Consider the following 21480-nt stretch of genomic DNA (forward strand, 5'->3'; position numbering starts at 1 on the left):
GCGTTATCCCCGCCCAGGAGCCTCCGATGGACGCACAAACCGCTCTCTTCCAGCAGCATCGCCAGCGCCTGTTCGGCCTCGCCTACCGTATGCTGGGCCGGCCGGCCGACGCGGAAGACGTGCTGCACGACACCTGGCTGCGCTGGCATGAGCAAGACACCGCCAAGCTGGACAATCCAGAGGCCTGGCTGGTCACCGTCACCACCCGCCTCGCCCTGGATCGCCTTCGCCGCGCCAAGACCGAGCGCGAGCACTACACCGGTCCGTGGCTGCCCGAACCGCTGGAGCCCACCGAAGAGGAGGCGCCTTCGGACCACGTCGAGCGTGCCGAGACCTTGAGCCTGTCCTTCCTGCTGCTGCTCGAGCGGCTGAGCGCGGAGGAGCGCGCCGCCTTCCTGCTCAAGGAGGTATTCGATTACAGCCACGCGGAGACCGCCGCCATCCTGGGCATCAACGAGGAGGCCTGCCGCCAGCGTGTGCATCGCGCCAAGACGCGCCTACGCGACGGACGCCCGCGCTTTCAGGTCAATCCGGCGATGCAGCAGCGCATGCTGCAACGCTTTGTCGCGGCACTGGAGCAGCCCTCACTGGATTCACTGCGCGCGCTGTTCGCCGAGGACGCGGTGCATCTTTCCGACGGTGGCGGCGTGGTGAGAGCCACGCTCCGTCCGCTGCATGGCGCCGACCGTCTCGCCCGCCTGTACCTGCAGATCGCCCTCAACGGTGCGGACATTCCGCAGCAGCGCGTATTGGGCACGCTCAACGGCGAGCCTGCACTGTTCCTGTGGAGCGAAGGCAAGTTGACCTCGGTGATGTGGGTGGAATGCGAGAACGATCGCATCACTGAAATCCGCGCCATCCGGCATCCGGACAAACTGGCCCGCATCGAGGCTGTCACGAAATCGATGGGTGCTGCGTCCTTGCATTGAACGGCCAATACCGGCCGCTTTCTACTAGGAGCCTCCCATGTCCCGTTTTGCCATCCAGAAGCACTACAACGCCCTCCAGCCGCTGTTCGCGCTCGGCAACAACATCCGCGCCAGCGGCCTGGAGAACTCCCTGACCGAGTTGGTGCTGATGCGCGCATCCCAGCTCAACGGCTGCGCCTACTGCCTCGACATGCACAGCAAGGATGCGCGTGCCGCCGGCGAGACCGAGCAGCGCCTGTACCTGCTGCCGGCCTGGCGCGAAGTGTCGCTGTACAACGAACGCGAGCGCGCCGCGCTGGCTTGGTGCGAAGCGCTGACTCACCTCGATCCGCACGACGCGGTGCCGGACGCCTTGTACGAACAGGCCCGCGCCCAGTTCGATGAAAACGAACTGGTCAACCTGACCCTGCTAGTGACCATGATCAACAGCTGGAACCGGATCAATGCCGCCGCGCGCACCGAGGCGGGCAGCTATCGGCCGGGGATGTATAAGACCGCGGCCTGAGCCTCGAGGGGTTCACCAGCCCCGGAACGCCTGCTTCAACCAAACCCTCTCCCGACGGGAGAGGGTTTCACCTTGGGAGGGCGCGCGATCTACCGCCCCTAGCGACGTCCGAATCGGGCGAATCGCACCAGTACGCCGTTTTTGCACCGTACGATTCCGCCGGATCGGACGATGGACGGGCCCTTCGCACCCCAAGCTGGCCACCCCGACTCACTGGAACCCGGCGGATACCATGGCTTTGCGCATCCTGAAAATCACCCTCGCCACCGTGCTGGCGATCGTCCTGATCGCGGTCGTCTACATCAACACGGCGGGCAAAGACCTGCTCTACACCGCCACCGGCTCGGTCAGCCGATCCCTGTGCGCGACAGCATTCGTCGCCGGGCTCGACCCGAACCAGATGTTCAACGAAGAACAGCGGCCCCTGATGAGCAGCGTCGGCTGGGCGATCCACTACACCGTGGATCGCGCCCAGCGCGAGGTACGCACATCCTTGCTCGGCGGCTTTGCCGCCCGCGCCGTATTCCGCCCTGGCCTGGGCTGCCTGCTCGTCCATGGCGACGGCCCGGTGCCCGAAGCTGCCGGTTTTGAGCCGTCCCCCATCGCCAGCCCCTACCCACAGACGCCGGTCGAACCGGCCGACCCGGCCATCCGTCAGGCGCTCGATCGCGCCTTCGCCGAGCCCAACCCGGCCCACCCAAGGCTGACAAAGGCGATGGTAGTGCTGCACGACGGCAAGCTGATCGCCGAGCGTTACGCGCCCGGCTACGGGCCGGACACGCCGATCTACGCTCACTCGCTGACCAAGTCGGTGGTCAACGCACTGGTCGGTGTACTGGTGCGGGAGGGCAAGCTAACGCTGGATCAAACCGCCCCCATCGCCGACTGGCGTGCACCGGCTGACCCGCGCCGCGCCATCACAGTCGATCATCTGCTGCGCATGGACAGCGGGCTGCCATTCGACGAAACCGAGAACACCGACGGCCCGCTCAGCCCGATGACGCGCATGCTGTTCCTGGAACGCGACATGGCTGGCTACGCCGCGCGAACGCCACTCGCCCATCCTCCGGGCACAGTCTGGGGCTATAGCAACCTGAGCTATGTGTTGCTGTCGCGCATGATCCGCGATGCGGCCGGCGGCAGCGCGGTCGATACCGAGCGCTTCGCACGCCACGAACTGTTCGAACCGCTGGGGATGCGCAGCGTGGTGATCGAAACCGATGCGACAGGCACGCCAGTGGGATCGAGCAACGTCTATGCCTCCGCGAGAGATTTTGCCCGCTTTGGTGAGCTCTATCTTGACGATGGCGTGATCGACGGACGACGCATCCTGCCGCAAGGCTGGGTGGACTACAGCCACTCACAGACACTCAAGACCGGCTACGGCGCCGGCTTCTGGACCAACCTGGTGAACGAAGGCAGCGTGCCGGTATGGGATGCGCCCTGGGGCATGCCACAGCTGCCGAAGGATATGTTCTACGCGCGCGGCGCGTTCGGGCAGTACGTGGTGATCGTGCCGTCGGAACGGCTGGTGGTGGTGCGCATGGGCATCACGCTTTCGAACAGTACCGGCATCGGCGATGTGATCGCGGACATCATCAAGGCGCTGCACCGCCAACCGTCGTAGTGACCTTGCGATAGGCACTTGGCGTCTCGCCCACCTGCTTTTTGAAAGCGGCGTTGAAGGTCGACTTCGACGTGAAGCCGCAGGCGTAGGCGATATCTAGGATGGTGCGTGTGTCGTTGGTATCGGCCAGACGGACGCGCGCCGCCTCGATCCGCAGGCGGTTGATGTAATCCCAGAAACTGCCGCCGAGGCGGCGGTTGATCACGGCCGACACCAGGTATTCGGGATAGCCGCTGCGCTTGGCGACCTGCCCGATGGTCAGAGCGGGTTCGAAGTACAGCGCATCTGTCCCATCCATCAATTGCGCGAGCCGCGCCTCCACCGCCGTGAAGCGGGCATCGTCCTGAGCGGAACTTAGGGCCACTGCGTCGACTTCGTCGACCACCGGCGTAGGTTCGGGCTCGGCGATGACCGGTGGCTGGCCAAGACTGAACCAGCCCACCACGCACACCCATGCCGCCACCGCGCCAAACAACAAGCCGTAGTTGACGATGGGCAGGCTCACCACCGCCTGCACGATGGCGATGAACCAGATCACGATCTGGCACCCCGCCATCGCATCGATCCAGCGCAGTGACATGCGGTCGGCATCGGAGCGTCGCTCGCGCAGGCGGCGCCGATAACGGTGTACCGACAGCAGCGCCGCCACCACGTAGGAAAGACTGTAGATAAACAGGGGAATGTCGAACCACGCCCCGACCGACTTCTCGCCCGCAATCCACCGCGCGGACAACGCCTGCAACTGCGCGTGATCCATCACCCACACATAGCCGTTGAGCGCCACCATCACGCCAAAGCCAAGCAAGTGCACCGTGTCGCGCCACCGGAACCGGCGTGCCTGCGTCAGTGCACGCACGTAGAGAAAGAACAGGCTGCCGTAGAGGAATGGAAATAACGCCACGAAGCGATAAGCGCGAAACCATTCCGGCGACAGCAGATGCCAGTAGATCGCCTTCACGGCTAAATCGGCGCCGGTCAACGCCACCCACACCGCGAGCAGCCGGTTGGCATCGCGGTTGACCGGCCGACGCCACAACGCCAGCGCCAGCAAGGCGGCCTGCAAAGCGGCAGCAAGGTAGAGAAAAACCCAGAACGTCATGCGCGCGATCGACCGGAGACAGGAAAGGTTTGACCGCTGATCCTAGCGACCCACCCGGCACCGATCCAGAAAACAAAAAAAGCCGCGGACATGCCGCGGCTTTTCGTTTGGCAATGGAACGCCGATCAGGCTTTGACGCGCTTGACGATAGCGTCACCAAACGTGGCGGTGCTGCCCTTGCCACCAAGGTCCGGCGTCACGCTGTCGCGGTCGTTCGCCATGGTGTCGCGGATCGCCTGACGCACTTTGTTGCCCTTCTCCACCATGCCGAGGTGGTCGAGCATGTCGGCAGCGGCCAGCAGCAGCGCGCAGGGATTGGCGACGCCCTTGCCGGCGATATCCGGCGCCGAGCCGTGCACCGCCTCGAAGATCGCCGCGCTCTCGCCAATGTTGTCGCCCGGGGCCAGGCCCAGGCCGCCAACCAGGCCAGCGCACAGGTCGGAGAGGATGTCGCCGAACAGGTTGGTGGTAACGATCACATCGAACTGCTCGGGCCTCATCACCAGCTGCATGCAGGTGTTGTCCACGATCATCTCGTTGAACTCGATCTGCGGGTATTCCTTGGCCACTTCGCGGGCGATGTTGAGGAACAGGCCCGAGCTTGTCTTCATGATGTTGGCCTTGTGCACGGCCGTGATCTTCTTGCGGCCCTTCTTCACCGCCATCTCAAAGGCATAGCGCACGATGCGGGTGCTGCCCTTGCGCGTGTTGCGCACGATCGAGGTGGCGACTTCACCATCTTCGGACAGCGTCTGGCCTTCCGACAGATAGGCACCCTCGGTGTTCTCGCGCACCGTGATGATGTCGATGTTCTCGAAGCGTGCCTTGGTACCGGGGAAGCTGATCGCCGGACGCACGTTCGCGTACAGATCGAAGTGGCGGCGCAGGGTGACGTTGATCGAAGTGAAGCCACCGCCGATCGGCGTGGTCAGCGGGCCCTTGAGCGCGATCTTGTGCTTGGCGATGGTGTCCAGCGTCGCCTGCGGCAGCAGGTCGCCATGCTTTTCGAGCGCCACCATGCCGGCATCGACGAACTCGTAGGACAGGCCGCAGTCCAGCGCATCAAGCACGCGCAGCGTGGCGTTCATGATCTCCGGACCGATACCGTCACCAGGGATTACGGCGATGGTCTTGCTCATGGGGGAACTCCTTGGAGGAAAGAATCGAACAGCCCGACGCGGGGGTGCCGGACCATAAATCCTTTCAATTATCCCCGATGGCGCGTGAAGCGGCCAGTACGGAACCCGCGCGAAGCGTTGCAAATACTCGCATGGAGCGTTGCATAACCTCGCACGGCGGGCCGGCAGTCACCGGCCCGCGCCTGCCTTAGCTATGGCTGTCGCAGCCTTCGGCCGCGGCCGGTTCGCCCGACTCCAGCTGGTCCAGGAAATCCACGGCGCGGCGCAGGTGCGGGATCACGATGGAACCGCCCACCACCAGGCCCACACTGAAGGTCTCGAAGAACTCTTCGCGGGTTACGCCGGCTTCCTTGCACTGGGCCACGTGGTAGCTGATGCAATCGTCGCAGCGCAGCACCATGGAGGCGACCAGACCCAACAGCTCCTTGGTCTTCACATCCAGCGCGCCGGGCTTGTAGGTCTGAGTGTCCAGCGCAAAGAAGCGGCGCACGACCTGATTGTCTTCAGCCAGAATCCGCTCATTCATGCGCTGGCGGAATGCGGTGAATTCGGCGATGCGGTCTTTGCCCTTGTCGGCGCTCATGCGGCGCTGCCCAGCAGCTCGGCCAGCTTGCCGCTGCGATCGGCGGCGACGAGATCGTCAAAGCCACCCACATGCTGGTCGTTGATGAAGATCTGCGGCACCGTACGGCGGCCGCCGCTGCGCGCCAGCATCAGTTCGCGCTGCGCGGGGTCGGTGTCGATACGCACCTCGCTCCACTCCAGCCCTTTCGACTTCAGCAGGTTTTTGGCGGAGACGCAGTAAGGACATACGGCGGTGGAATAGACCTCGATCTTGGGCACGACGACACTCCGAAATAAAAAACGACCATGGCCGGCAAACTGAGGGCAAATGCCCCAAAAACAAGCCGATACCTCGATGAACCGACACCGCTGAATAGCGGTCACAAGTGATATTGTCACTCACCTATGCGCATGGCACCACGCACCCTCGCCCCCCGCCTCCTGACCACCCTGATCTGCGCCAGCCTGGCCTTTGCGGCCGGCGCGCAGGACAGCAGCGTGCGCCTGCCTGATCTGGGCAGTTCCGCCAACGCCCTGGTCTCGCCCCAGGAGGCCCAGGACTACGGCGCCGCCATGCTGCGCCAGATGCGCTCCATGGACATGGTGGTGGACGACGCCATGCTGGACGACTACATCAACGACCTGGGCTACCGCCTGGTCGCCAGCAGCGACAAACCCAAGGATCATTTCTCGTTCTTCATCGTGAAGGACTCGGTGATCAACGCTTTCGCCGCACCCGGCGGCTATATCGCGGTGAACTCCGGTCTTATCGACATCACCAACAGCGAAAGCGAATTGGCCGGCGTCATCGCGCATGAAATCGGCCACATCACGCAGAACCATTTGCAGCGCGCCTTCGAGGCCTCGAAAAAAGATGCGCCGCTGATGGCCCTGGTATTGCTCGGTGCCATCGCCGCTGGTGCCGGCGCGCATGCAGGCGATGCTGCCGGCGCGGTGCTGATGGGCGGCCAGGGCCTGATGCTGCAGCGGCAGATCAACTTCACCCGCAAGGACGAGGTCGAAGCTGACCGTGCCGGCATTCAGACCCTCGCCAATGCCGGCTTCGATCCAACCGCCATGGCCACCTTCTTCGAGCGCATGCAGGACACCTTGCGCGCCGGTTCCGGTGGTGATCGCGACGTACCCGAACTGCTGCAGACCCACCCGGTGACGCTGTCGCGCATCAGTGACGCCAAATCACGCGCCGGAACGCTGCTGGCGGAACAGAAGCAGCGCCCCGCCGCGCCTACGCTGGTCAAGAACCAGTGGGAAAAGAGCACCGCACCGATCGCCTATGTGAAAGACCCCACGGCGCTCGTCAATACCCGTAGCGGCAAGGGTGGCCTCGACACCTATGGGCTGATGCGCGAGCGGGTACGGGTGCTGTCCGGAGACGCCCTGCAGCTGAGCACGTACTACGCCTCCAATCTCGAAAGGCAGCACGGTTTCGATACGCCCGCGACCCGCTACGGTTATGCGCTGGCGCTACTCCGCAGCGGCCGTGCCGCCAAGGCCGTCGACGAGCTGCGGCCATTGCTGAAGAGCTATCCCGACAGCCAGGTGCTACAGATCGCCCAGGCCGATGCCACCTTCCAGGCTGGTCACCGTGGCGAGGCGCTTCCCATGTATGCCGAGCTCAACCACCAGTCGCCACACAATCGCGCCATCGCTTTGGGCTATGCGCGCGCGCTCACCGAGGGCGGCACCGCCGCTGACGCCGGCCAGGCGGCCAATATGTTGCGCCCGATGCTGGACAACGCCGAAGAGCCGGAGCTCTACCGCAGCTATGCCCGCGCAAGCGACAAGGCCGGTGACCCGGTGCACGCCGGGGAGGCCTATGCCGATGCCAGTTACCTCTCCGGCCGCCCGTTCGACGCCATGGAGCAGCTCAAGCGCCTGCTCAAGCGGCCTGACCTGGATTACTACGCCCGTGCCCGTATCCAGGCCCGCATCAGCGACCTCACCCCACTGGTGATGGAGCTGCGCAAACGCCGCGTACAGACCGAAGACAACCCCGAAGGCCGCTCCCAACAGCTGCAGAAACCCGCCGGCAACTGCGCCGGGCGGCTCTGTTTCAACGCCATGGGCGGTTCAGATTAGGCAGCTTTCCCGATTATTTGTGCCATTCGAGGCGATATTTCGTATCGCCCCTGTGAAATGTCATCGCGACGTAACATTGGACCGCTGCAATAATTGCGTCATAGGCCACCCCAAGCGGACCACATCGCGTGCATAAGCGCATTCTGATCGTTGAAGATGAAGCATCGATCCGCGACATGGTCGCCTTTGCCTTGCGCAAAGCCGGCATGGACGCGGCCCACGCTGCCGATGCACGAGCCGCCCAGATATCCATCGCCGAGCAGGTCCCCGACCTGATTCTGCTGGACTGGATGCTGCCCGGCACCAGCGGCCTCGAACTGGCCCGCCGCCTGCGCAAAGAGGAGCTGAGCCGGGAAATCCCGATCATCATGCTCACCGCGCGTGGCGAGGAAATGGATCGCGTCAACGGCCTTGAAGCCGGTGTCGACGATTACGTCGTCAAGCCGTTCTCCACTCGTGAGCTGGTCGCCCGCATCAAGGCGGTGCTGCGACGCAGCCAGGGTGACGACGGCTCGGGCATGGTCGAACTCGGCGGCCTGCGCATCGATGGCCCTGCCCATCGTGTGTTCGCCGGCGAAGACGCGGTGCCGATCGGCCCCACCGAATACCGCCTGCTGTATTTCTTCATGACTCATCCGGAACGCGTTTATTCGCGCGCGCAACTGCTCGACCATGTATGGGGCGGCAGCGTGTACGTGGAGGAACGCACCGTCGACGTGCATATCCGCCGCCTGCGCAAGACGCTGGAACCGTGGAAGCTGGACGAGATGGTGCAGACCGTACGTGGTGCCGGTTACCGGTTTTCGGCCAGCGTCTGATCGTCGGTTTGCGGGGCCGGCAGCGTTTGCCGATATGCTTGCTCGCCGTTTCGGCGCCATGGCTGACTCCCGATGCTCCAGTTCTTCGACCGCTCCTGGAAACTGCCGGCCGCACTCGCGGCCGGCCTGCTTGCGGGCGGACTGCTGGGCTGGTTCGTGGATGGCCACATCGCTATGGGCGTGGCGCTTGTCGCTATCGCGGAAATCGTCTTGCTGCTGACTCGAATCCGTCATGTAACACGGCACATCATGCCGTCAAACCCCACTATCAGCTCCCTTCAGCATGACCGCTTCATGACGCGTTCCCGTCGCATTGCATCCAGTTTGCGCGATCTGCGCAGCGCCGCCGGCAGTCTGCCCGACGCCGTCGTGTTGCTCGATAACGAGCAGCACGTCCGTTGGTTCAACCACGCCGCCGAAGACCTGCTTGGCCTGCGCCGCCCGCAGGATCGTGGCATCCATCTGCACGAGCGTATGGGCACCACCGAACTGGCCGGCTGGCTGCAGGATGGTGCGCACGAACCGCTCAATGACGTGGTGGCACCGGGGCATCCGGCCCGCCACATCAATGTCACTTTGCTGCCCTTCGGCCGTCGCCAACGCTTGCTGCTGGCCCGAGACATCAGCCATCTGACCCGGCTTGAACAGATCCGCCGCGATTTCGTCGCCAATGTGTCGCACGAATTGCGCACACCGCTCACGGTGATTCACGGCTATCTCGAATTGATCGATCCGGAAGATGTGCCGGAGCTGGCGCCGGTACTGGGCGAGATGCGCGCGCAATCGAAGCGCATGGGGCAGATCGTGGAAGACCTGCTAACGCTGTCACGCCTGGAAACGCAGGAACACGTGACCGACGAGCGCGTATCCATGACGCCGCTATTGGCCACCATCCGCAAGGAAGCCGAAGCGCTTAGCCAAGGCCGCCACCACATCACGGTAGAGTCCACCGCCGAAGCCGACCTACTCGGCTCGCCCAAGGATCTGCACAGCGCGCTGTCCAACCTGGTCAGCAATGCCGTGCGCTATACGCCCACCGGCGGCAACATCACGATTCGCTGGAGGCGCACACCGGAAGGCGCCACGTATTCGGTGACCGATACCGGCTTCGGTATCCCGGCTACTCATCTGGCGCGACTGACCGAACGTTTCTATCGCGTCTCCTCCAGTCGCTCGCGTGACAGCGGCGGCACCGGCCTGGGCCTGTCCATCGTCAAGCACGTGCTGAACCTGCATCAGGCACGGCTGGAGATCGAAAGCGAACCCGGCCAGGGCTCCACCTTCTCCTGCTGTTTCGGTCACGAACGTCTGCTCAAGCCGGGTACCCAGGACGACATGTAGGAGCGCACCCGCGGCCCGGATGAACAGCCGCCGAGCCGCTCATCACAGTACGCGGCAGTGCCGCATGTGCTTGCGGGCGCCATCCGCCAGAATGGTCCGATGCGCCGTAAACCTTCCACACCGTCTCCCGTGATCGACCGTGCCGCCCCCGAGCTGTACCTGAGCCGCGAACTGGCCGCCCTCGAGTTCAACTTCCGCGTACTCGCCCAGGCGCGCGATACGCGCGTGCCCCTGCTGGAACGGCTGCGCTACCTGAGCATCGTCGCCAACAACCTCGACGAGTTCTTCGAAGTGCGCGTGGCCATGCTCAAGCATCACCACAGCTTCGGCTCGGCTGCCCCCGGGCCGGACGGCCTGGCTTCCGGCGAACTGTTGTCGCGTATCCGCAAGCGCGTGCTGAATCTGGTCTCGGAGCAATACGCCACCTGGCAAGACGAACTGAAGCCGGCGCTGGGCCTCGAGAACATCCATTTCCTTACACGCGACCGCTGGGACGATCGCCAGCGCCGCTGGCTGCAGGGCTATTTCGAGAACGAGGTGTTGCCGGTGCTGTCGCCGCTGGGGCTGGACCCGGCGCATCCGTTTCCGCGCATCCTCAACAAGACCCTCAACCTCGCCGTAGTGTTAAAGGGCCGCGATGCGTTCGGACGCGAAGGCCACATGGCCCTGGTACGCGCACCACGCTCACTGCCGCGCATCATCCGTCTGCCTGATGAGGTTTGCGGCCCCGGCGATCACTACGTCTTTCTCGCCGAGCTGCTGCAGGGTTTCGTTGACCAGATGTTCCCCGGCTTCAAGGTGGCCGGTTCGTACCAGTTCCGCGTCACCCGCAACAGCGAGCTGATGGTGGAAGAGGCCGAGGTGGACAACCTCGCCCGTGCACTCAGCGAGGAATTGCTGGGTCGCGGTTATGCGCGCCCGGTGCGGCTGGAGATCGGCGCCGATTGCCCGAAGGCTATCGCGTCCATGCTGATCGCCAATTTCGAACTGGAAGAGAGCGACGTCTATCGCTGCAACGGTCCGGTAAACATCATCCGCGCCGGCACTATCTACGATGGACTGGACCGGCCCGAGCTGAAGTTCCCGCGTTTCACCCCGCAACTGACCAAGGCCTTCGACACTAGCAAATGCAAGTTCGAAGTGCTGCGCGAACGCGACGTGCTGCTGCATCACCCCTACGAATCCTTCGCCACCGTGGTGGATCTGCTGCGCCAGGCGGCGCAGGACGCCAACGTGCTGGCGATCAAGCAGACTCTGTACCGTGCCGGCGTGGATACGCCGCTGGTCGATCTGCTGGTGGAAGCCGCGCGCAACGGCAAGGACGTGACCGTAGTGATCGAGCTGCGCGCGCGTTTCGACGAGGAAGCCAATATCCGCCTCGCCACGCGTCTGCAGGAAGCCGGTGTGCAAGTGGTGTACGGCGTGGTGGGCTACAAGACCCACGCCAAGATGCTGCTGATCGTGCGCCGCGAGGGCGAGCTGCTGCGCCGCTACGTGCACCTGTCCACCGGCAACTACCATCAGGCCAACAGCCGCGCCTATACCGATATCGGCCTGATGACTGCCAATACGGAAATCGGCGAAGACCTGCACAAGGTCTTCCAGCAGTTATCCGGCCTGGGGCCGATGATCCAGCTCAAGCGCCTGCTGCATTCGCCGTTCACCCTGTACAAGAGCGTGGTCGCCAAGATCGAGCGCGAGACATCGCATGCATTGGCCGGACGGCCGGCGCGTATTGTCGCCAAACTCAATGCTTTGAACGAAGCGCATGTGATCGAAGCGCTTTATCGCGCCTCGCAGGCCGGGGTGGAAATCGACCTGATCGTGCGCGGCGCCTGCACGTTGCGCCCCGGTTTGCCAGGCATTTCCGAACGCATCCGCGTGCGCTCCATCGTCGGGCGTTTTCTGGAACACAGCCGCGTGTACTGGTTTGCCAACGACGGCACGCCGGAAACCTATTGCGCCAGCGCCGACTGGATGGAGCGCAACCTGATGCGGCGCATCGAGGTGGCCTTCCCCATCCTCGACCCCACTCTTGCGCAACGCGTCTACGACGAAGCCCTGGTCAACTACCTGGAAGACAATACCCAGGCGTGGCTGCTGCAAAGCGACGGCCATTACGTCCGGGCCCAGCCGGACGGAGCCGCGCCGCACGAAGCACAGCAATTCTTGCTGGACAAGCTAAGTCCTACTGTTGCCTGAAGCGCTGGACTGACGCATCCGGTTCGGTGCGTGCGAGAATCCCGTCTCATTGCACGAAACGAGTCCCCGCATGAGCCAAGGCGATCCGATTCAGATCAAGGACGGCGAACTGATCGCCGCCGTGGACATGGGTTCCAACAGCTACCACATGGTGGTGGCGCGGGTGGAGCACGGTGAGCCGCGGGTGATCGATCGTTTGCGTGAGACCGTACGCATGGCCGCGGGTCTGCGCGCCGACGGTACCCTGGATGCGGAACATCGCGCCCGCGCCTTGAACTGTCTGGCCCGCTTCGGTCAGCGTATTGCCGGCGTTCCCTCAGCACGCGTGCGTGCGGTAGCGACCAATACCGTGCGCCGCCTCGCTTCACCGCAATCGTTCCTCACCGCCGCCGAAACCGCACTGGGGCATCCAGTGGAAATCGTCTCGGGTCGTGAGGAAGGCCGTCTGATCTTCCTTGGCGCCTCGCACGACCTGCCAGCCTCGCGTGAGAACCGCCTGGTGATCGATGTGGGTGGCGGCAGCACCGAGTTCATCATCGGCCGTGGCCTGGCTCCGATGCATACCGAAAGCGTGCAAGCCGGCTGTATCGCCTCCACGCTGCGCTTCTTCCCCGGCGGCAAGCTCAACCGCAAGCGCTGGCAGCGCGCCCGCAGCGAGATTGGCGTGTTGCTGCAACAGTTTGCTGAGGATTACCGCGAGGCGGGTTGGGTGGATGCGTTCGGCTCCTCCGGCACGGCCAAGGCGATTGGCTCGGTGGTGCAGGCGATGAAGCTTTCCGACCATGGCGTCACCCTGGCCTCGCTAGGTGCACTGCGCGATGCGCTGATCGAACAAGGCCAGATCGGCGCACTCAAGCTCCCCGGTCTCGCCGACGACCGCGCGCCTGTGATCGCCGGCGGCGTGGTGATCTTCGAGGCAGCTTTCGAAGCGCTGGGGATCGAGCGGCTACGCGTGTGCGAAAGCTCGATGCGCGAAGGCCTGCTGTGGGACCTGCTTGGCCGCGCCGGCGGCACCGACCCGCGTACCGCCAGCATCGATGCGCTGGCCTCCCGCTATGGCGTCGATCGCGCGCAGGCGCGCCGTGTCGAGTCCACCGCTCTCATGCTGTTCGACCAGGTCGCCAAGTCCTGGAAGCTAGATGGCGAAGCACGCGAGTGGCTGTCGTGGGTGTCGCGTGTCCACGAGATCGGCCTGGCCATTGCGCATAGCCAGCATCACCATCACGGCGCGTACATCCTGCGCCATGCGGACCTCGCCGGCTTCTCGCGGCAGGAGCAGCAATTGCTGGCCGCCATCGTGGAGTCGCACCGCCGTAAGCCGGACAAGGCGCAGTTCTCGGCACTGCCGCAGCGCTATCGCACCCTGGCCCGCCAGATCACCGCCCTGCTCCGCCTGGCCGTGCTGTTCCGCCGCGCCCGCCGCGCCGAATCGTTGCCGCAGATGCGCCTGGCCGCCACTGCGCAGCGCCTGCGCCTGGCCCTGCCACGCAATTGGCTGGAGCAGCATCCCTTGACCGAAGCCGATCTCGAACAGGAGCAGGCCCCGATGTCCGAATTGGGCTTGAGCCTTAACCTCTCCGGCGTGTGAGTACGTGGCGCTTTAAGCCAAGCCTCACGCCCGCCGCGTATGATGCCCGGATGCCCGATGCCGCCCAAACCGCCATGCCACGATTCCTGCTCACCGCCCTGCTGCTGATCTTGCCGTTCACGCTCGCTGCGCAAGCCGCCAAACCGGCCGCCGCAGCCACTGCTGCGCAGACCCATCCCCAGGTGGTCATGCATACCTCGATGGGCGATATCACCCTGGAGCTGTATCCCGACAAGGCACCCAAAAGCGTCGCCAACTTCCTGCAGTACGTGCGCGACGGCTACTACAACGGCACGGCGCTGCACCGGGTAATCGCCGGCTACATGATCCAGGGTGGCCTCTACACCCGCGACCTACAGCCCAAACGCACGCGCTCGGCCGTGCCCAGTGAAGCGGACAATGGCCTGTCAAACCTGCGCGGCACCATCGCCGTGGCGCGTGGCGCCGATCCAAACTCCGGCACCTCGCAGTTCTTCTTCAACCTGGTCGACAACCGCCGCCTCGACTATGTCGGCAATCAGAGCGGCCTGACCTGGGGCTTCGCCGTATTCGGCAAAGTGGTGAAGGGCATGGACGTGATCGACAAGATCGCCGCGCTGCCTACGCGTGGCCTTGGCCCGTTCGCCAACGATGTCCCAAATCCGCTGGTAGTCATCAATGTCGCCAACGTCGTTGGCGAAGAAGCACCTGCTTCCGCCGCCAGTGCCGCCGCACCCGCACCCGCTCCCGCATCGATCGCTCCCGCGCCGGCAGCCAAGCCAGAGAAGAAGCACAGCAAGGCCAAGGGTTGACCGCTCCGATGCACACCCTGTTCATCGCCGACCTGCATCTCGACGCCAGCCGCCCGCAAATCACCCAGCTGTTCGAGGACTACCTCGCCAGCGATGAAGCCCGTCAAGCGGATGCGCTCTACATTCTCGGCGATCTGGTCGAAGCCTGGATCGGCGACGACGACGATGCCGAACTGCCACAACGCATCGCGCACGCCACCAAAGAGCTGCGCGACGCGGGCGTGCCGGTGTACTTCATGGTCGGCAACCGCGACTTCCTGCTCGGCGAGGACTTTGCCCGCCGCGCCGGTTTCACTCTGCTGGATGACGGAACCGTGCACACCCTGTACGACCGCCCCACCTTGCTCATGCACGGCGACGTGCTGTGCACCGATGACGTTGCCTACCAGGCAGTGCGCAAGCAGGTGCGCACGCCGGAATGGAAAGCGCAGATCCTCGCCATGCCGCTCGAGGCCCGCCGCGCATTTGCCGCCAAGGCGCGAGAGGACAGCCGCGCGCATACCGGCAGCACCATGGAAACCATCATGGATGTGAATGCCGGCGCTATGGCGGAGACGATGGACAAGGCGAGCGTGACCCGCTTGATCCATGGGCATACGCATCGGCCTGCGGTGCATCGCCTCGAACTGGGTGGTCAACCGGCGGAGCGCATCGTGCTCGGGGATTGGTATGAGCACGGGTCGGTGTTGAAGGTGACGCCGGATGGGGTGGAGTTGCGCGGGTTGGCGGTGGGCTGAGTTCACGCGGCGAGAGATATTTCAGGCGTGTCTTCGCCGCTGACTCGCTAAGCGCGCGCATCGCTCCGGCGCAGACCGAGAACGCCTAAGTTGGTGCGCGAAACCTTCCTGGTTTCAGACGCACAGGAGTTCCGGGTTACCGGAAGTTTCGTCCGCACTTCCTTCTCCGACAAATACGCAAAACACTCATGATTTCGATGGAGTGCGCGTTAGCGCGCCAGCGCGTAGGGGTTCGCCCCATCCATGGGGCGAACCCCTACGCGCTGGCGCGCTTCGGGGCCGGCCTTCGGCCGTCCAAATTTGCTCCCGGCAAATTTGTCGAACGGAGGTTTCGTCCACACCTCTCTCTCCGCCAGATACGCAAAACGCCCCGAAGGGGCGTTTTGCGTATCTGGCGGAGAGAGAGGGATTCGAACCCTCGATAAGGCTTTTGACCCTATACTCCCTTAGCAGGGGAGCCCCTTCGGCCTCTCGGGCATCTCTCCGTTTTTTATGCCGCATCGCTGCGGAGCCGGCAAGGATACTGACCGGCGCGACTCTCGTAAAGTCTTTTGCCTGTCAGTGATCGCCCGAGCCGCCGGAAGTACCGCCATCCGGTTCGTGCTCGTTCTTGATCCGCTGATAGATCTCTTCGCGATGCACGGCTACGTTTTTCGGTGCATTGATGCCGATACGCACCTGGTTGCCCTTCACGCCCAGGACGGTGACGGTCACCTCGTCGCCGATCATCAGGGTTTCACCGACCCTGCGGGTCAGAATCAACATGTTTGCCACTCCATGAAAGCTATGTGGTCACAGGCCAGCAGATGATGAAACCTCACCCCTGAGCTACACCATCTGTAGTTCGACGAACTGTCCATCGAAGGCCCTACCGCCTTCCCCGGCTCAACTGCAAGGTCCCGGAAGGTTCCTTGGCCTGACTACGCCCGCAACGAGCGTAGCCGACATTCGTCCGATACTAGCCGAGCGCCCGCGCACTGCGCAATGCGCTCAGCCAGCCGTGCGGGGCTCATTCACCTTGGTTTTAGCTGGCCAGACGGCCGCCGATCCAACCCGGCAACGCGGCCAGCAGCGCCGGAAGCTGCGCCGCATCGGCACCGCCGCCCTGGGCCATGTCGGGGCGTCCGCCGCCCTTGCCGTCGATCTGGCTGGCGATGTGGGCGACAACGTCGCCGGCCTTGACGCGGCCCAGCGCCTTGCCGTGCACACCGGCTACCAGAGACACGCGACCGTCGGCCGCGCCAGCCAGCAGCACCACACAGTCGGCTAGCTGCTGTTTGAGCTGGTCGACGCTATCGCGCAAGGCCTTGGCGTCGAGGCCTTCCAGACGGGCAGCCACCACCTTGATGCCATCCACCTCATGTGCAGAGGACGCCAGATCGGCCGTGGCCGAACCAGCGGCCTTGGCGCGCAGGGATTCCAGCTCGCGTTCAAGCTTCTTCTGCTTGTCCAGTAATTGCCGCAGCTTTTCCACCACGTCGTCGCCACTGGTGGAGAGCAGCTGCGAAAGCTCTCCCAGGCGCTGCTCTTCGTTCGCCACGTAGCTCAGCGCGCCGGAACCGGTCACTGCTTCAATGCGGCGCACACCGGAAGCTACACCGGCCTCACTGACGATCTTGAACAGACCTATGTCACCGGTGCGGCCGACGTGTGTACCACCGCATAGCTCGGTGGAGAACTCGCCCATCTTCAGCACACGCACTTCGTCGCCGTACTTTTCGCCGAACAGCGCCATAGCGCCGAAGTCGATCGCTTCGTTGTAACCCATTTGATGCACTTCGGCCTGCGCATTGCGGCGCACCTCGGCATTCACCAGATCCTCGATGCGCGCGAGTTCCTCGCGGCTCACCGGCTTGAAGTGGGAGAAGTCGAAGCGCAGGCGCTCCGGCGCCACCAGCGAACCCTTCTGCGTCACATGCTCGCCCAGTACTTTGCGCAAGGCAGCGTGCAGCAGATGGGTGGCCGAATGGTTGAGCACGATGGCCTGACGGCGCGCGCCATCGACCAGGGCATCCAGAGTGTCGCCGGTACGCAGCGGCCGCGGGCCGTGCCAGCGGCCGGCGTGCCCGAAGAACACCCCGCCCATCTTGAGCGTGTCGACCACCTCGAAGCGGCCAGCGCCATTTGCCAGGGTGCCGGTATCGCCAACCTGGCCACCGGATTCGGCATAGAACGGCGTGCGGTCCAGAATGACGAGACCCTCTTCGCCTTCGGCAAGCTGATCGATCTGCTTGCCGGCGCGCACGATGCCAACCACCTTGCTGCCCTTGGCCGAGATCGCTTCGTAACCGAGGAATTCGGTGGGCTTGAGCTGGCTGGCCAGCTCAGCCGGCATCAGGCCCTTGGCCTCGAAGCGGCTGGCGGCACGGGCGCGTTCGCGCTGCTGCTCCATGGCCTGTTCGAAGCCGGCCATGTCCACGCTGAGTCCGCGCTCACGTGCGATGTCGGCGGTCAGGTCGACAGGGAAGCCGTAGGTGTCGTACAGACGGAATGCGTCTTCGCCCGGGACGATCTTGCCCGACTTGGCCGCCACTTCGTCAAACAAGCGCATGCCGTGCTCCAGCGTCTCGCCGAAACGCTGTTCTTCCATTCGCAGCGCGTCCTCAACAAACGCCTGTTTGGCCGCCAGCTCGGGATAAGCCGTACCCATCTCCTCGACCAGCGGCTGCACCATCTTCCAGAAAAAGTCACCGCGCACGCCGAGCATCCAGCCGTGGCGCAAGGCGCGGCGAATGATCCGGCGCAGCACATAGCCGCGGCCTTCATTCGACGGCAGCACGCCATCGACGATCAGGAAGGAACAGGCGCGGATATGGTCGGCGATCACACGCAACGACTTGTTGCCGAGATCCGGCGTCTTGGTGAGCTGTCCCGCCACCTTGATCAGGTGCGCGAACAGATCGATCTCGTAATTCGAGTGCACGTGCTGCAGCACGGCGGCCAGGCGCTCCAGGCCCATGCCGGTATCCACGCACGGCGCCGGCAGCGGCGACAGCGTGCCGTCAGGCGCGCGGTCGAACTGCATGAACACCAGGTTCCAGATCTCGATATAGCGGTCGCCATCTTCATCGGGCGAGCCGGGTGGACCGCCGGCGATCTCTTCGCCATGGTCGTAGAAAATTTCGGTGCAGGGGCCGCAGGGACCGGTGTCGGCCATCTGCCAGAAATTGTCGGAAGCGTATGGAGCGCCCTTGTTGTCGCCGATGCGGATGATGCGCTCGGCCGGCACGCCCATTTCGTCGTGCCAGATGCCGTAGGCCTCATCGTCGGTGTGATAGACGGTGACCCACAGCTTCTCCTTGGACAGCTTAAAGACCCCGGTCAGCAGCTCCCACGCGTAACGAATGGCATCGCGCTTGAAGTAGTCGCCGAACGACCAGTTGCCCAGCATCTCGAAGAAGGTGTGGTGACGCGCGGTATAGCCCACCGAATCCAGATCGTTGTGCTTACCGCCCGCACGCAGGCAGCGTTGCACGTCGGCTGCACGCACGTAGGGAAGCTTTTCGCTGCCCAGGAACACGTTCTTGAACGGCACCATCCCCGAGTTGGTGAACAGCAGGGTGGGATCACTGGCCGGCACCAGTGAGCTGGAGGGCACGATGGTGTGATCCTTGGAGCGGAAGTATTCGAGGAAAGCGGAGCGGATTTCGGCGGTTTTCATCGGTTCGTGGCGGCAAGCTGCGTATGCGTAGGCCACGCCACGGCCGTGTTGGCACGATCAGTCGCTTTCGTCGGCCAACTCGTCCACTTCGGCGTGGGTAAGATCTCTTACTGTGGCGGCGGGAAAGCCTCGGCGCAAGAGAAATTGCGCCCGGCGGACCCGTTCGGCGGGATCCGTCACGGCCTTGGCGCCATAGCGGCGGCGCAACTGGGTAACCGCGGACGCGACCCAGTCCACATCGGCTTCATCCAGCAACTGACGGATGCGCGCGTCGGACAGACCGTGACTCTTCAGCTCAGCACGCAGGCGCAACGGGCCATAGCCCTGGCTGGCACGACTGCGCACCAGCATTTCTCCGAAACGGTCGTCGTCCTGGTAATTCTGCTCGCCCAGACGGTCGAGCGCGCTGCTGGCTTCGTCGCCCACGTAACCGCCCTGGCGCAGCTTCAGCTGGAGCTCTCTGCGCGAGTGCTCGCGACGCGCAAGCAAGCCCAGCGCCTTGTCATAGGCGCTGCGCTTGGGTTTGTCTTCGGACTTGTCGCGATTACGGCTCATGTGCAAGGCCGTCTTGGAAATACGTACGGGGATCTACTTTCCCCAGCCCTCCCCCGTACACCAGGGGAGGACGCAGTGCGCTTAACCCGAAAAACTCAGGCTTCCTCGAGCGCTTCCTCGGAGGCCGGCGTTGCCTTGCCGGCGCCTGCACTCACCAGCAGTCGCGCACGCAACTCCTTGTCGATCTCGTTGCCGATGGCCGGATTGTCGCGCAGGAACTGACGGACGTTCTCTTTGCCCTGGCCGATGCGGTCGCCCTTGTAGCTGTACCAGGCGCCGGACTTGTCGATCAGGTTCTGCGCCACGCCCAGCTCGATGATCTCGCCTTCGCGCGAGGTACCTTCGCCGTAGAGAATCTCGAATTCGGCCTGGCGGAACGGCGGCGCCACTTTGTTCTTGACCACCTTGACGCGGGTCTCGGAGCCGATCACTTCCTCGCCCTTCTTCACCGCGCCGATGCGGCGGATATCCAGGCGCACCGAGGCGTAGAACTTCAGCGCGTTGCCGCCGGTGGTGGTCTCGGGGCTGCCGAACATCACGCCGATCTTCATACGGATCTGGTTGATGAAGATCACCAGGCAGTTCGACTTCTTGATGTTGGCGGTGAGCTTGCGCAGCGCCTGGCTCATCAGGCGGGCGTGCAGGCCGACGTGGGAGTCGCCCATCTCGCCTTCGATTTCGGCCTTGGGCGTAAGCGCGGCGACCGAGTCGACCACCACCACGTCCACCGCGCCGGAGCGCACCAGCATGTCGGCAATTTCCAGCGCCTGCTCACCGGTGTCCGGCTGCGAGACCAGCAGATCGTCCACGTTGACGCCCAATTTTGCGGCGTAGCCCGGATCCAGCGCGTGCTCGGCGTCGACGAAGGCCGCCGTGCCGCCGTTCTTCTGGCAGCTGGCGATCACCTGCAGGGTCAGCGTGGTTTTGCCCGAGGATTCCGGACCGTAGATCTCGACCACGCGGCCACGCGGCAGGCCGCCGACGCCCAGAGCGATATCCAGACCCAACGAACCCGTGGACACGGTGTCGATGACGTCGTCAGTGCGATCGCCCATGCGCATGACCGCGCCCTTGCCGAATTGCTTTTCGATCTGGCCGAGGGCGGAGGCGAGCGCCTTGCGCTTGTTGTCATCCATCGTCTTGTATCCCGATTGCTGTAAGGGTTGGGTATGGCTAGCTGTCGTGTGGCGAGCATGATGCGCCGGCCCCGTCTCAGGGACTGCGATCAGATAGATGGGTCAGTATCCCACAACGGTCAAGCCCGTCTTGTGGCGAAAGGCAGCTACTCCGTCAGCGCTTTCCGCACGCCGACGAGCGCCGCGGCCACGGTCTGGCGTCGGATCGCTTCCCGGTCGCCGTCGAAATGGAACTGCCGCGCATGCGCGTAGCCGCCGCGCCGCTTCCAGCCGATCCACACGGTGCCGACCGGCTTGTCCGGCGTGCCGCCGCTGGGGCCGGCGATACCGGTCACCGCCACCGCGACGCCGGCACCAAAGCGCGCCAGCGCGCCGGAGACCATTTCCAGCACGGTTTCCTCGCTGACGGCGCCGGTCTGTTCCAGCGTACGCGGATTGACGCCGAGCAAGGCTTCTTTCGCCTCGTAGCTATAAGTGACCACGCCAGCATCGAACCATGCCGAGCTGCCGGCCAGATCGGTCAAGGCCTTGGCGATCCAGCCACCGGTGCACGACTCGGCCGTCACCAGCATCAGCTTGGCCGCCTGCACGGCCTCGGCGACCTCGCCGGCGAGCGTCAGCAGCTCGGCATCGGTAGGAACAGACAACAACTCCATGCGAGACTCCCGCCCTCGAACATCGCGGCGCG

General features: G+C 64.1%; 19 protein-coding genes and 1 tRNA gene. 10 read left to right on the forward strand and 10 right to left on the reverse strand.

Annotated features, from left to right (window positions below; all coding sequences use genetic code 11):
• Positions 1-26: 26 nt before the first annotated feature.
• The 3 genes from sigJ to BM338_RS07540 all read left to right on the forward strand — a co-directional run bounded on the left by sigJ (position 27) and on the right by BM338_RS07540 (position 3061).
• Complete coding sequence (gene sigJ / locus BM338_RS07530) at positions 27-929, forward strand: RNA polymerase sigma factor SigJ (protein WP_090450280.1); 903 nt, start codon at positions 27-29, stop codon at positions 927-929.
• Positions 930-966: 37 nt separating this feature from the next.
• On the forward strand, positions 967-1434 hold the full coding sequence (locus tag BM338_RS07535; protein ID WP_090450281.1) for a carboxymuconolactone decarboxylase family protein: 468 nt from the start codon (positions 967-969) through the stop codon (positions 1432-1434).
• Between the two features lie 232 nt (positions 1435-1666).
• Positions 1667-3061 (forward strand): serine hydrolase domain-containing protein, encoded by a 1395-nt coding sequence (locus tag BM338_RS07540; RefSeq protein WP_090450282.1) that lies wholly within the window; start codon positions 1667-1669, stop codon positions 3059-3061.
• Here the strand turns inward: BM338_RS07540 and BM338_RS07545 are convergent.
• From BM338_RS07545 to grxC, 4 genes are all read right to left on the reverse strand, one after another.
• The gene (locus tag BM338_RS07545; RefSeq protein WP_090450283.1) at positions 3033-4160 is read right to left on the reverse strand and encodes a helix-turn-helix domain-containing protein; all 1128 of its coding nucleotides are present in this window, start codon (positions 4158-4160) and stop codon (positions 3033-3035) included. The genes BM338_RS07540 and BM338_RS07545 overlap by 29 nt on opposite strands.
• A 125-nt stretch (positions 4161-4285) precedes the next feature.
• Positions 4286-5299 carry an isocitrate dehydrogenase gene (locus BM338_RS07550; protein ID WP_090450284.1) on the reverse strand — a complete coding sequence of 338 codons (1014 nt, stop codon included), beginning with the start codon at positions 5297-5299 and terminating at the stop codon, positions 4286-4288.
• 187 nt (positions 5300-5486) lie between these two features.
• On the reverse strand, positions 5487-5882 hold the full coding sequence (locus tag BM338_RS07555; protein WP_090450285.1) for a carboxymuconolactone decarboxylase family protein: 396 nt from the start codon (positions 5880-5882) through the stop codon (positions 5487-5489).
• A complete protein-coding gene (gene grxC, locus BM338_RS07560; protein ID WP_090450286.1) occupies positions 5879-6142 on the reverse strand; it encodes a glutaredoxin 3 in 264 nt (87 codons plus the stop codon). The genes BM338_RS07555 and grxC overlap by 4 nt, the downstream gene beginning before the upstream one ends.
• A 126-nt stretch (positions 6143-6268) precedes the next feature.
• On the opposite strand from grxC, the gene BM338_RS07565 reads away from it, so the two are divergent.
• From BM338_RS07565 to BM338_RS07595, 7 genes are all read left to right on the forward strand, one after another.
• Positions 6269-7963: a M48 family metalloprotease gene (locus BM338_RS07565; protein WP_090450287.1), complete on the forward strand. Its 1695-nt coding sequence runs from the start codon at positions 6269-6271 to the stop codon at positions 7961-7963.
• Between the two features lie 128 nt (positions 7964-8091).
• Complete coding sequence (gene phoB, locus BM338_RS07570; protein ID WP_090450288.1) at positions 8092-8781, forward strand: phosphate regulon transcriptional regulator PhoB; 690 nt, start codon at positions 8092-8094, stop codon at positions 8779-8781.
• Positions 8782-8853: 72 nt separating this feature from the next.
• Positions 8854-10122, forward strand: coding sequence for a phosphate regulon sensor histidine kinase PhoR (gene phoR / locus BM338_RS07575; RefSeq protein ID WP_090450289.1), 1269 nt, complete (start codon positions 8854-8856; stop codon positions 10120-10122).
• 99 nt (positions 10123-10221) lie between these two features.
• Positions 10222-12324 carry a polyphosphate kinase 1 gene (ppk1, locus tag BM338_RS07580; RefSeq protein WP_090451204.1) on the forward strand — a complete coding sequence of 701 codons (2103 nt, stop codon included), beginning with the start codon at positions 10222-10224 and terminating at the stop codon, positions 12322-12324.
• 70 nt (positions 12325-12394) lie between these two features.
• A complete protein-coding gene (locus tag BM338_RS07585) occupies positions 12395-13912 on the forward strand; it encodes a Ppx/GppA phosphatase family protein (RefSeq protein WP_090450290.1) in 1518 nt (505 codons plus the stop codon).
• A 74-nt stretch (positions 13913-13986) separates the two neighbouring features.
• Positions 13987-14703, forward strand: a complete 717-nt coding sequence (locus BM338_RS07590) for a peptidylprolyl isomerase (RefSeq protein WP_090451205.1) — start codon at positions 13987-13989, stop codon at positions 14701-14703.
• An 8-nt stretch (positions 14704-14711) separates the two neighbouring features.
• Entirely contained in the window at positions 14712-15440 is a 729-nt protein-coding gene (locus BM338_RS07595; RefSeq protein ID WP_090450291.1) for a UDP-2,3-diacylglucosamine diphosphatase, read from the forward strand.
• A gap of 392 nt (positions 15441-15832) precedes the next feature.
• Here BM338_RS07595 and BM338_RS07600 read toward each other — a convergent pair.
• The 6 genes from BM338_RS07600 to BM338_RS07625 form a co-directional block, all read right to left on the reverse strand.
• Positions 15833-15925 (reverse strand) — tRNA-Ser (locus BM338_RS07600).
• Positions 15926-15998: 73 nt separating this feature from the next.
• Positions 15999-16205, reverse strand: a complete 207-nt coding sequence (gene csrA, locus BM338_RS07605; RefSeq protein ID WP_090450292.1) for a carbon storage regulator CsrA — start codon at positions 16203-16205, stop codon at positions 15999-16001.
• Between the two features lie 259 nt (positions 16206-16464).
• Positions 16465-19101: an alanine--tRNA ligase gene (gene alaS, locus BM338_RS07610; protein ID WP_090450293.1), complete on the reverse strand. Its 2637-nt coding sequence runs from the start codon at positions 19099-19101 to the stop codon at positions 16465-16467.
• A gap of 57 nt (positions 19102-19158) precedes the next feature.
• Positions 19159-19656 (reverse strand): regulatory protein RecX, encoded by a 498-nt coding sequence (locus tag BM338_RS07615; protein ID WP_090450294.1) that lies wholly within the window; start codon positions 19654-19656, stop codon positions 19159-19161.
• Positions 19657-19751: 95 nt separating this feature from the next.
• Positions 19752-20792, reverse strand: a complete 1041-nt coding sequence (recA, locus tag BM338_RS07620) for a recombinase RecA (protein WP_090450295.1) — start codon at positions 20790-20792, stop codon at positions 19752-19754.
• Positions 20793-20938: 146 nt separating this feature from the next.
• The gene (locus BM338_RS07625) at positions 20939-21448 is read right to left on the reverse strand and encodes a CinA family protein (RefSeq protein WP_090450296.1); all 510 of its coding nucleotides are present in this window, start codon (positions 21446-21448) and stop codon (positions 20939-20941) included.
• Positions 21449-21480 lie beyond the last annotated feature (32 nt).

Origin of the sequence: Dyella sp. OK004 (assembly GCF_900114495.1) — a bacterium.
Classification (GTDB): domain Bacteria; phylum Pseudomonadota; class Gammaproteobacteria; order Xanthomonadales; family Rhodanobacteraceae; genus Dyella_D.

Excerpts from the sequence above, each read along its gene's own strand:
- sigJ (WP_090450280.1), top strand. The coding sequence starts at position 27 with ATGGACGCACAAACCGCTCTCTTCCAGCAGCATCGCCAGCGCCTGTTC.
- BM338_RS07535 (WP_090450281.1), top strand. The coding sequence starts at position 967 with ATGTCCCGTTTTGCCATCCAGAAGCACTACAACGCCCTCCAGCCGCTG.
- BM338_RS07540 (WP_090450282.1), top strand. The coding sequence starts at position 1,667 with ATGGCTTTGCGCATCCTGAAAATCACCCTCGCCACCGTGCTGGCGATC.
- BM338_RS07545 (WP_090450283.1), bottom strand. The coding sequence starts at position 4,160 with ATGACGTTCTGGGTTTTTCTCTACCTTGCTGCCGCTTTGCAGGCCGCC.
- BM338_RS07550 (WP_090450284.1), bottom strand. The coding sequence starts at position 5,299 with ATGAGCAAGACCATCGCCGTAATCCCTGGTGACGGTATCGGTCCGGAG.
- BM338_RS07555 (WP_090450285.1), bottom strand. The coding sequence starts at position 5,882 with ATGAGCGCCGACAAGGGCAAAGACCGCATCGCCGAATTCACCGCATTC.
- BM338_RS07565 (WP_090450287.1), top strand. The coding sequence starts at position 6,269 with ATGCGCATGGCACCACGCACCCTCGCCCCCCGCCTCCTGACCACCCTG.
- phoR (WP_090450289.1), top strand. The coding sequence starts at position 8,854 with ATGCTCCAGTTCTTCGACCGCTCCTGGAAACTGCCGGCCGCACTCGCG.
- ppk1 (WP_090451204.1), top strand. The coding sequence starts at position 10,222 with ATGCGCCGTAAACCTTCCACACCGTCTCCCGTGATCGACCGTGCCGCC.
- BM338_RS07585 (WP_090450290.1), top strand. The coding sequence starts at position 12,395 with ATGAGCCAAGGCGATCCGATTCAGATCAAGGACGGCGAACTGATCGCC.
- BM338_RS07590 (WP_090451205.1), top strand. The coding sequence starts at position 13,987 with ATGCCACGATTCCTGCTCACCGCCCTGCTGCTGATCTTGCCGTTCACG.
- BM338_RS07595 (WP_090450291.1), top strand. The coding sequence starts at position 14,712 with ATGCACACCCTGTTCATCGCCGACCTGCATCTCGACGCCAGCCGCCCG.
- csrA (WP_090450292.1), bottom strand. The coding sequence starts at position 16,205 with ATGTTGATTCTGACCCGCAGGGTCGGTGAAACCCTGATGATCGGCGAC.
- alaS (WP_090450293.1), bottom strand. The coding sequence starts at position 19,101 with ATGAAAACCGCCGAAATCCGCTCCGCTTTCCTCGAATACTTCCGCTCC.
- BM338_RS07615 (WP_090450294.1), bottom strand. The coding sequence starts at position 19,656 with ATGAGCCGTAATCGCGACAAGTCCGAAGACAAACCCAAGCGCAGCGCC.
- recA (WP_090450295.1), bottom strand. The coding sequence starts at position 20,792 with ATGGATGACAACAAGCGCAAGGCGCTCGCCTCCGCCCTCGGCCAGATC.
- BM338_RS07625 (WP_090450296.1), bottom strand. The coding sequence starts at position 21,448 with ATGGAGTTGTTGTCTGTTCCTACCGATGCCGAGCTGCTGACGCTCGCC.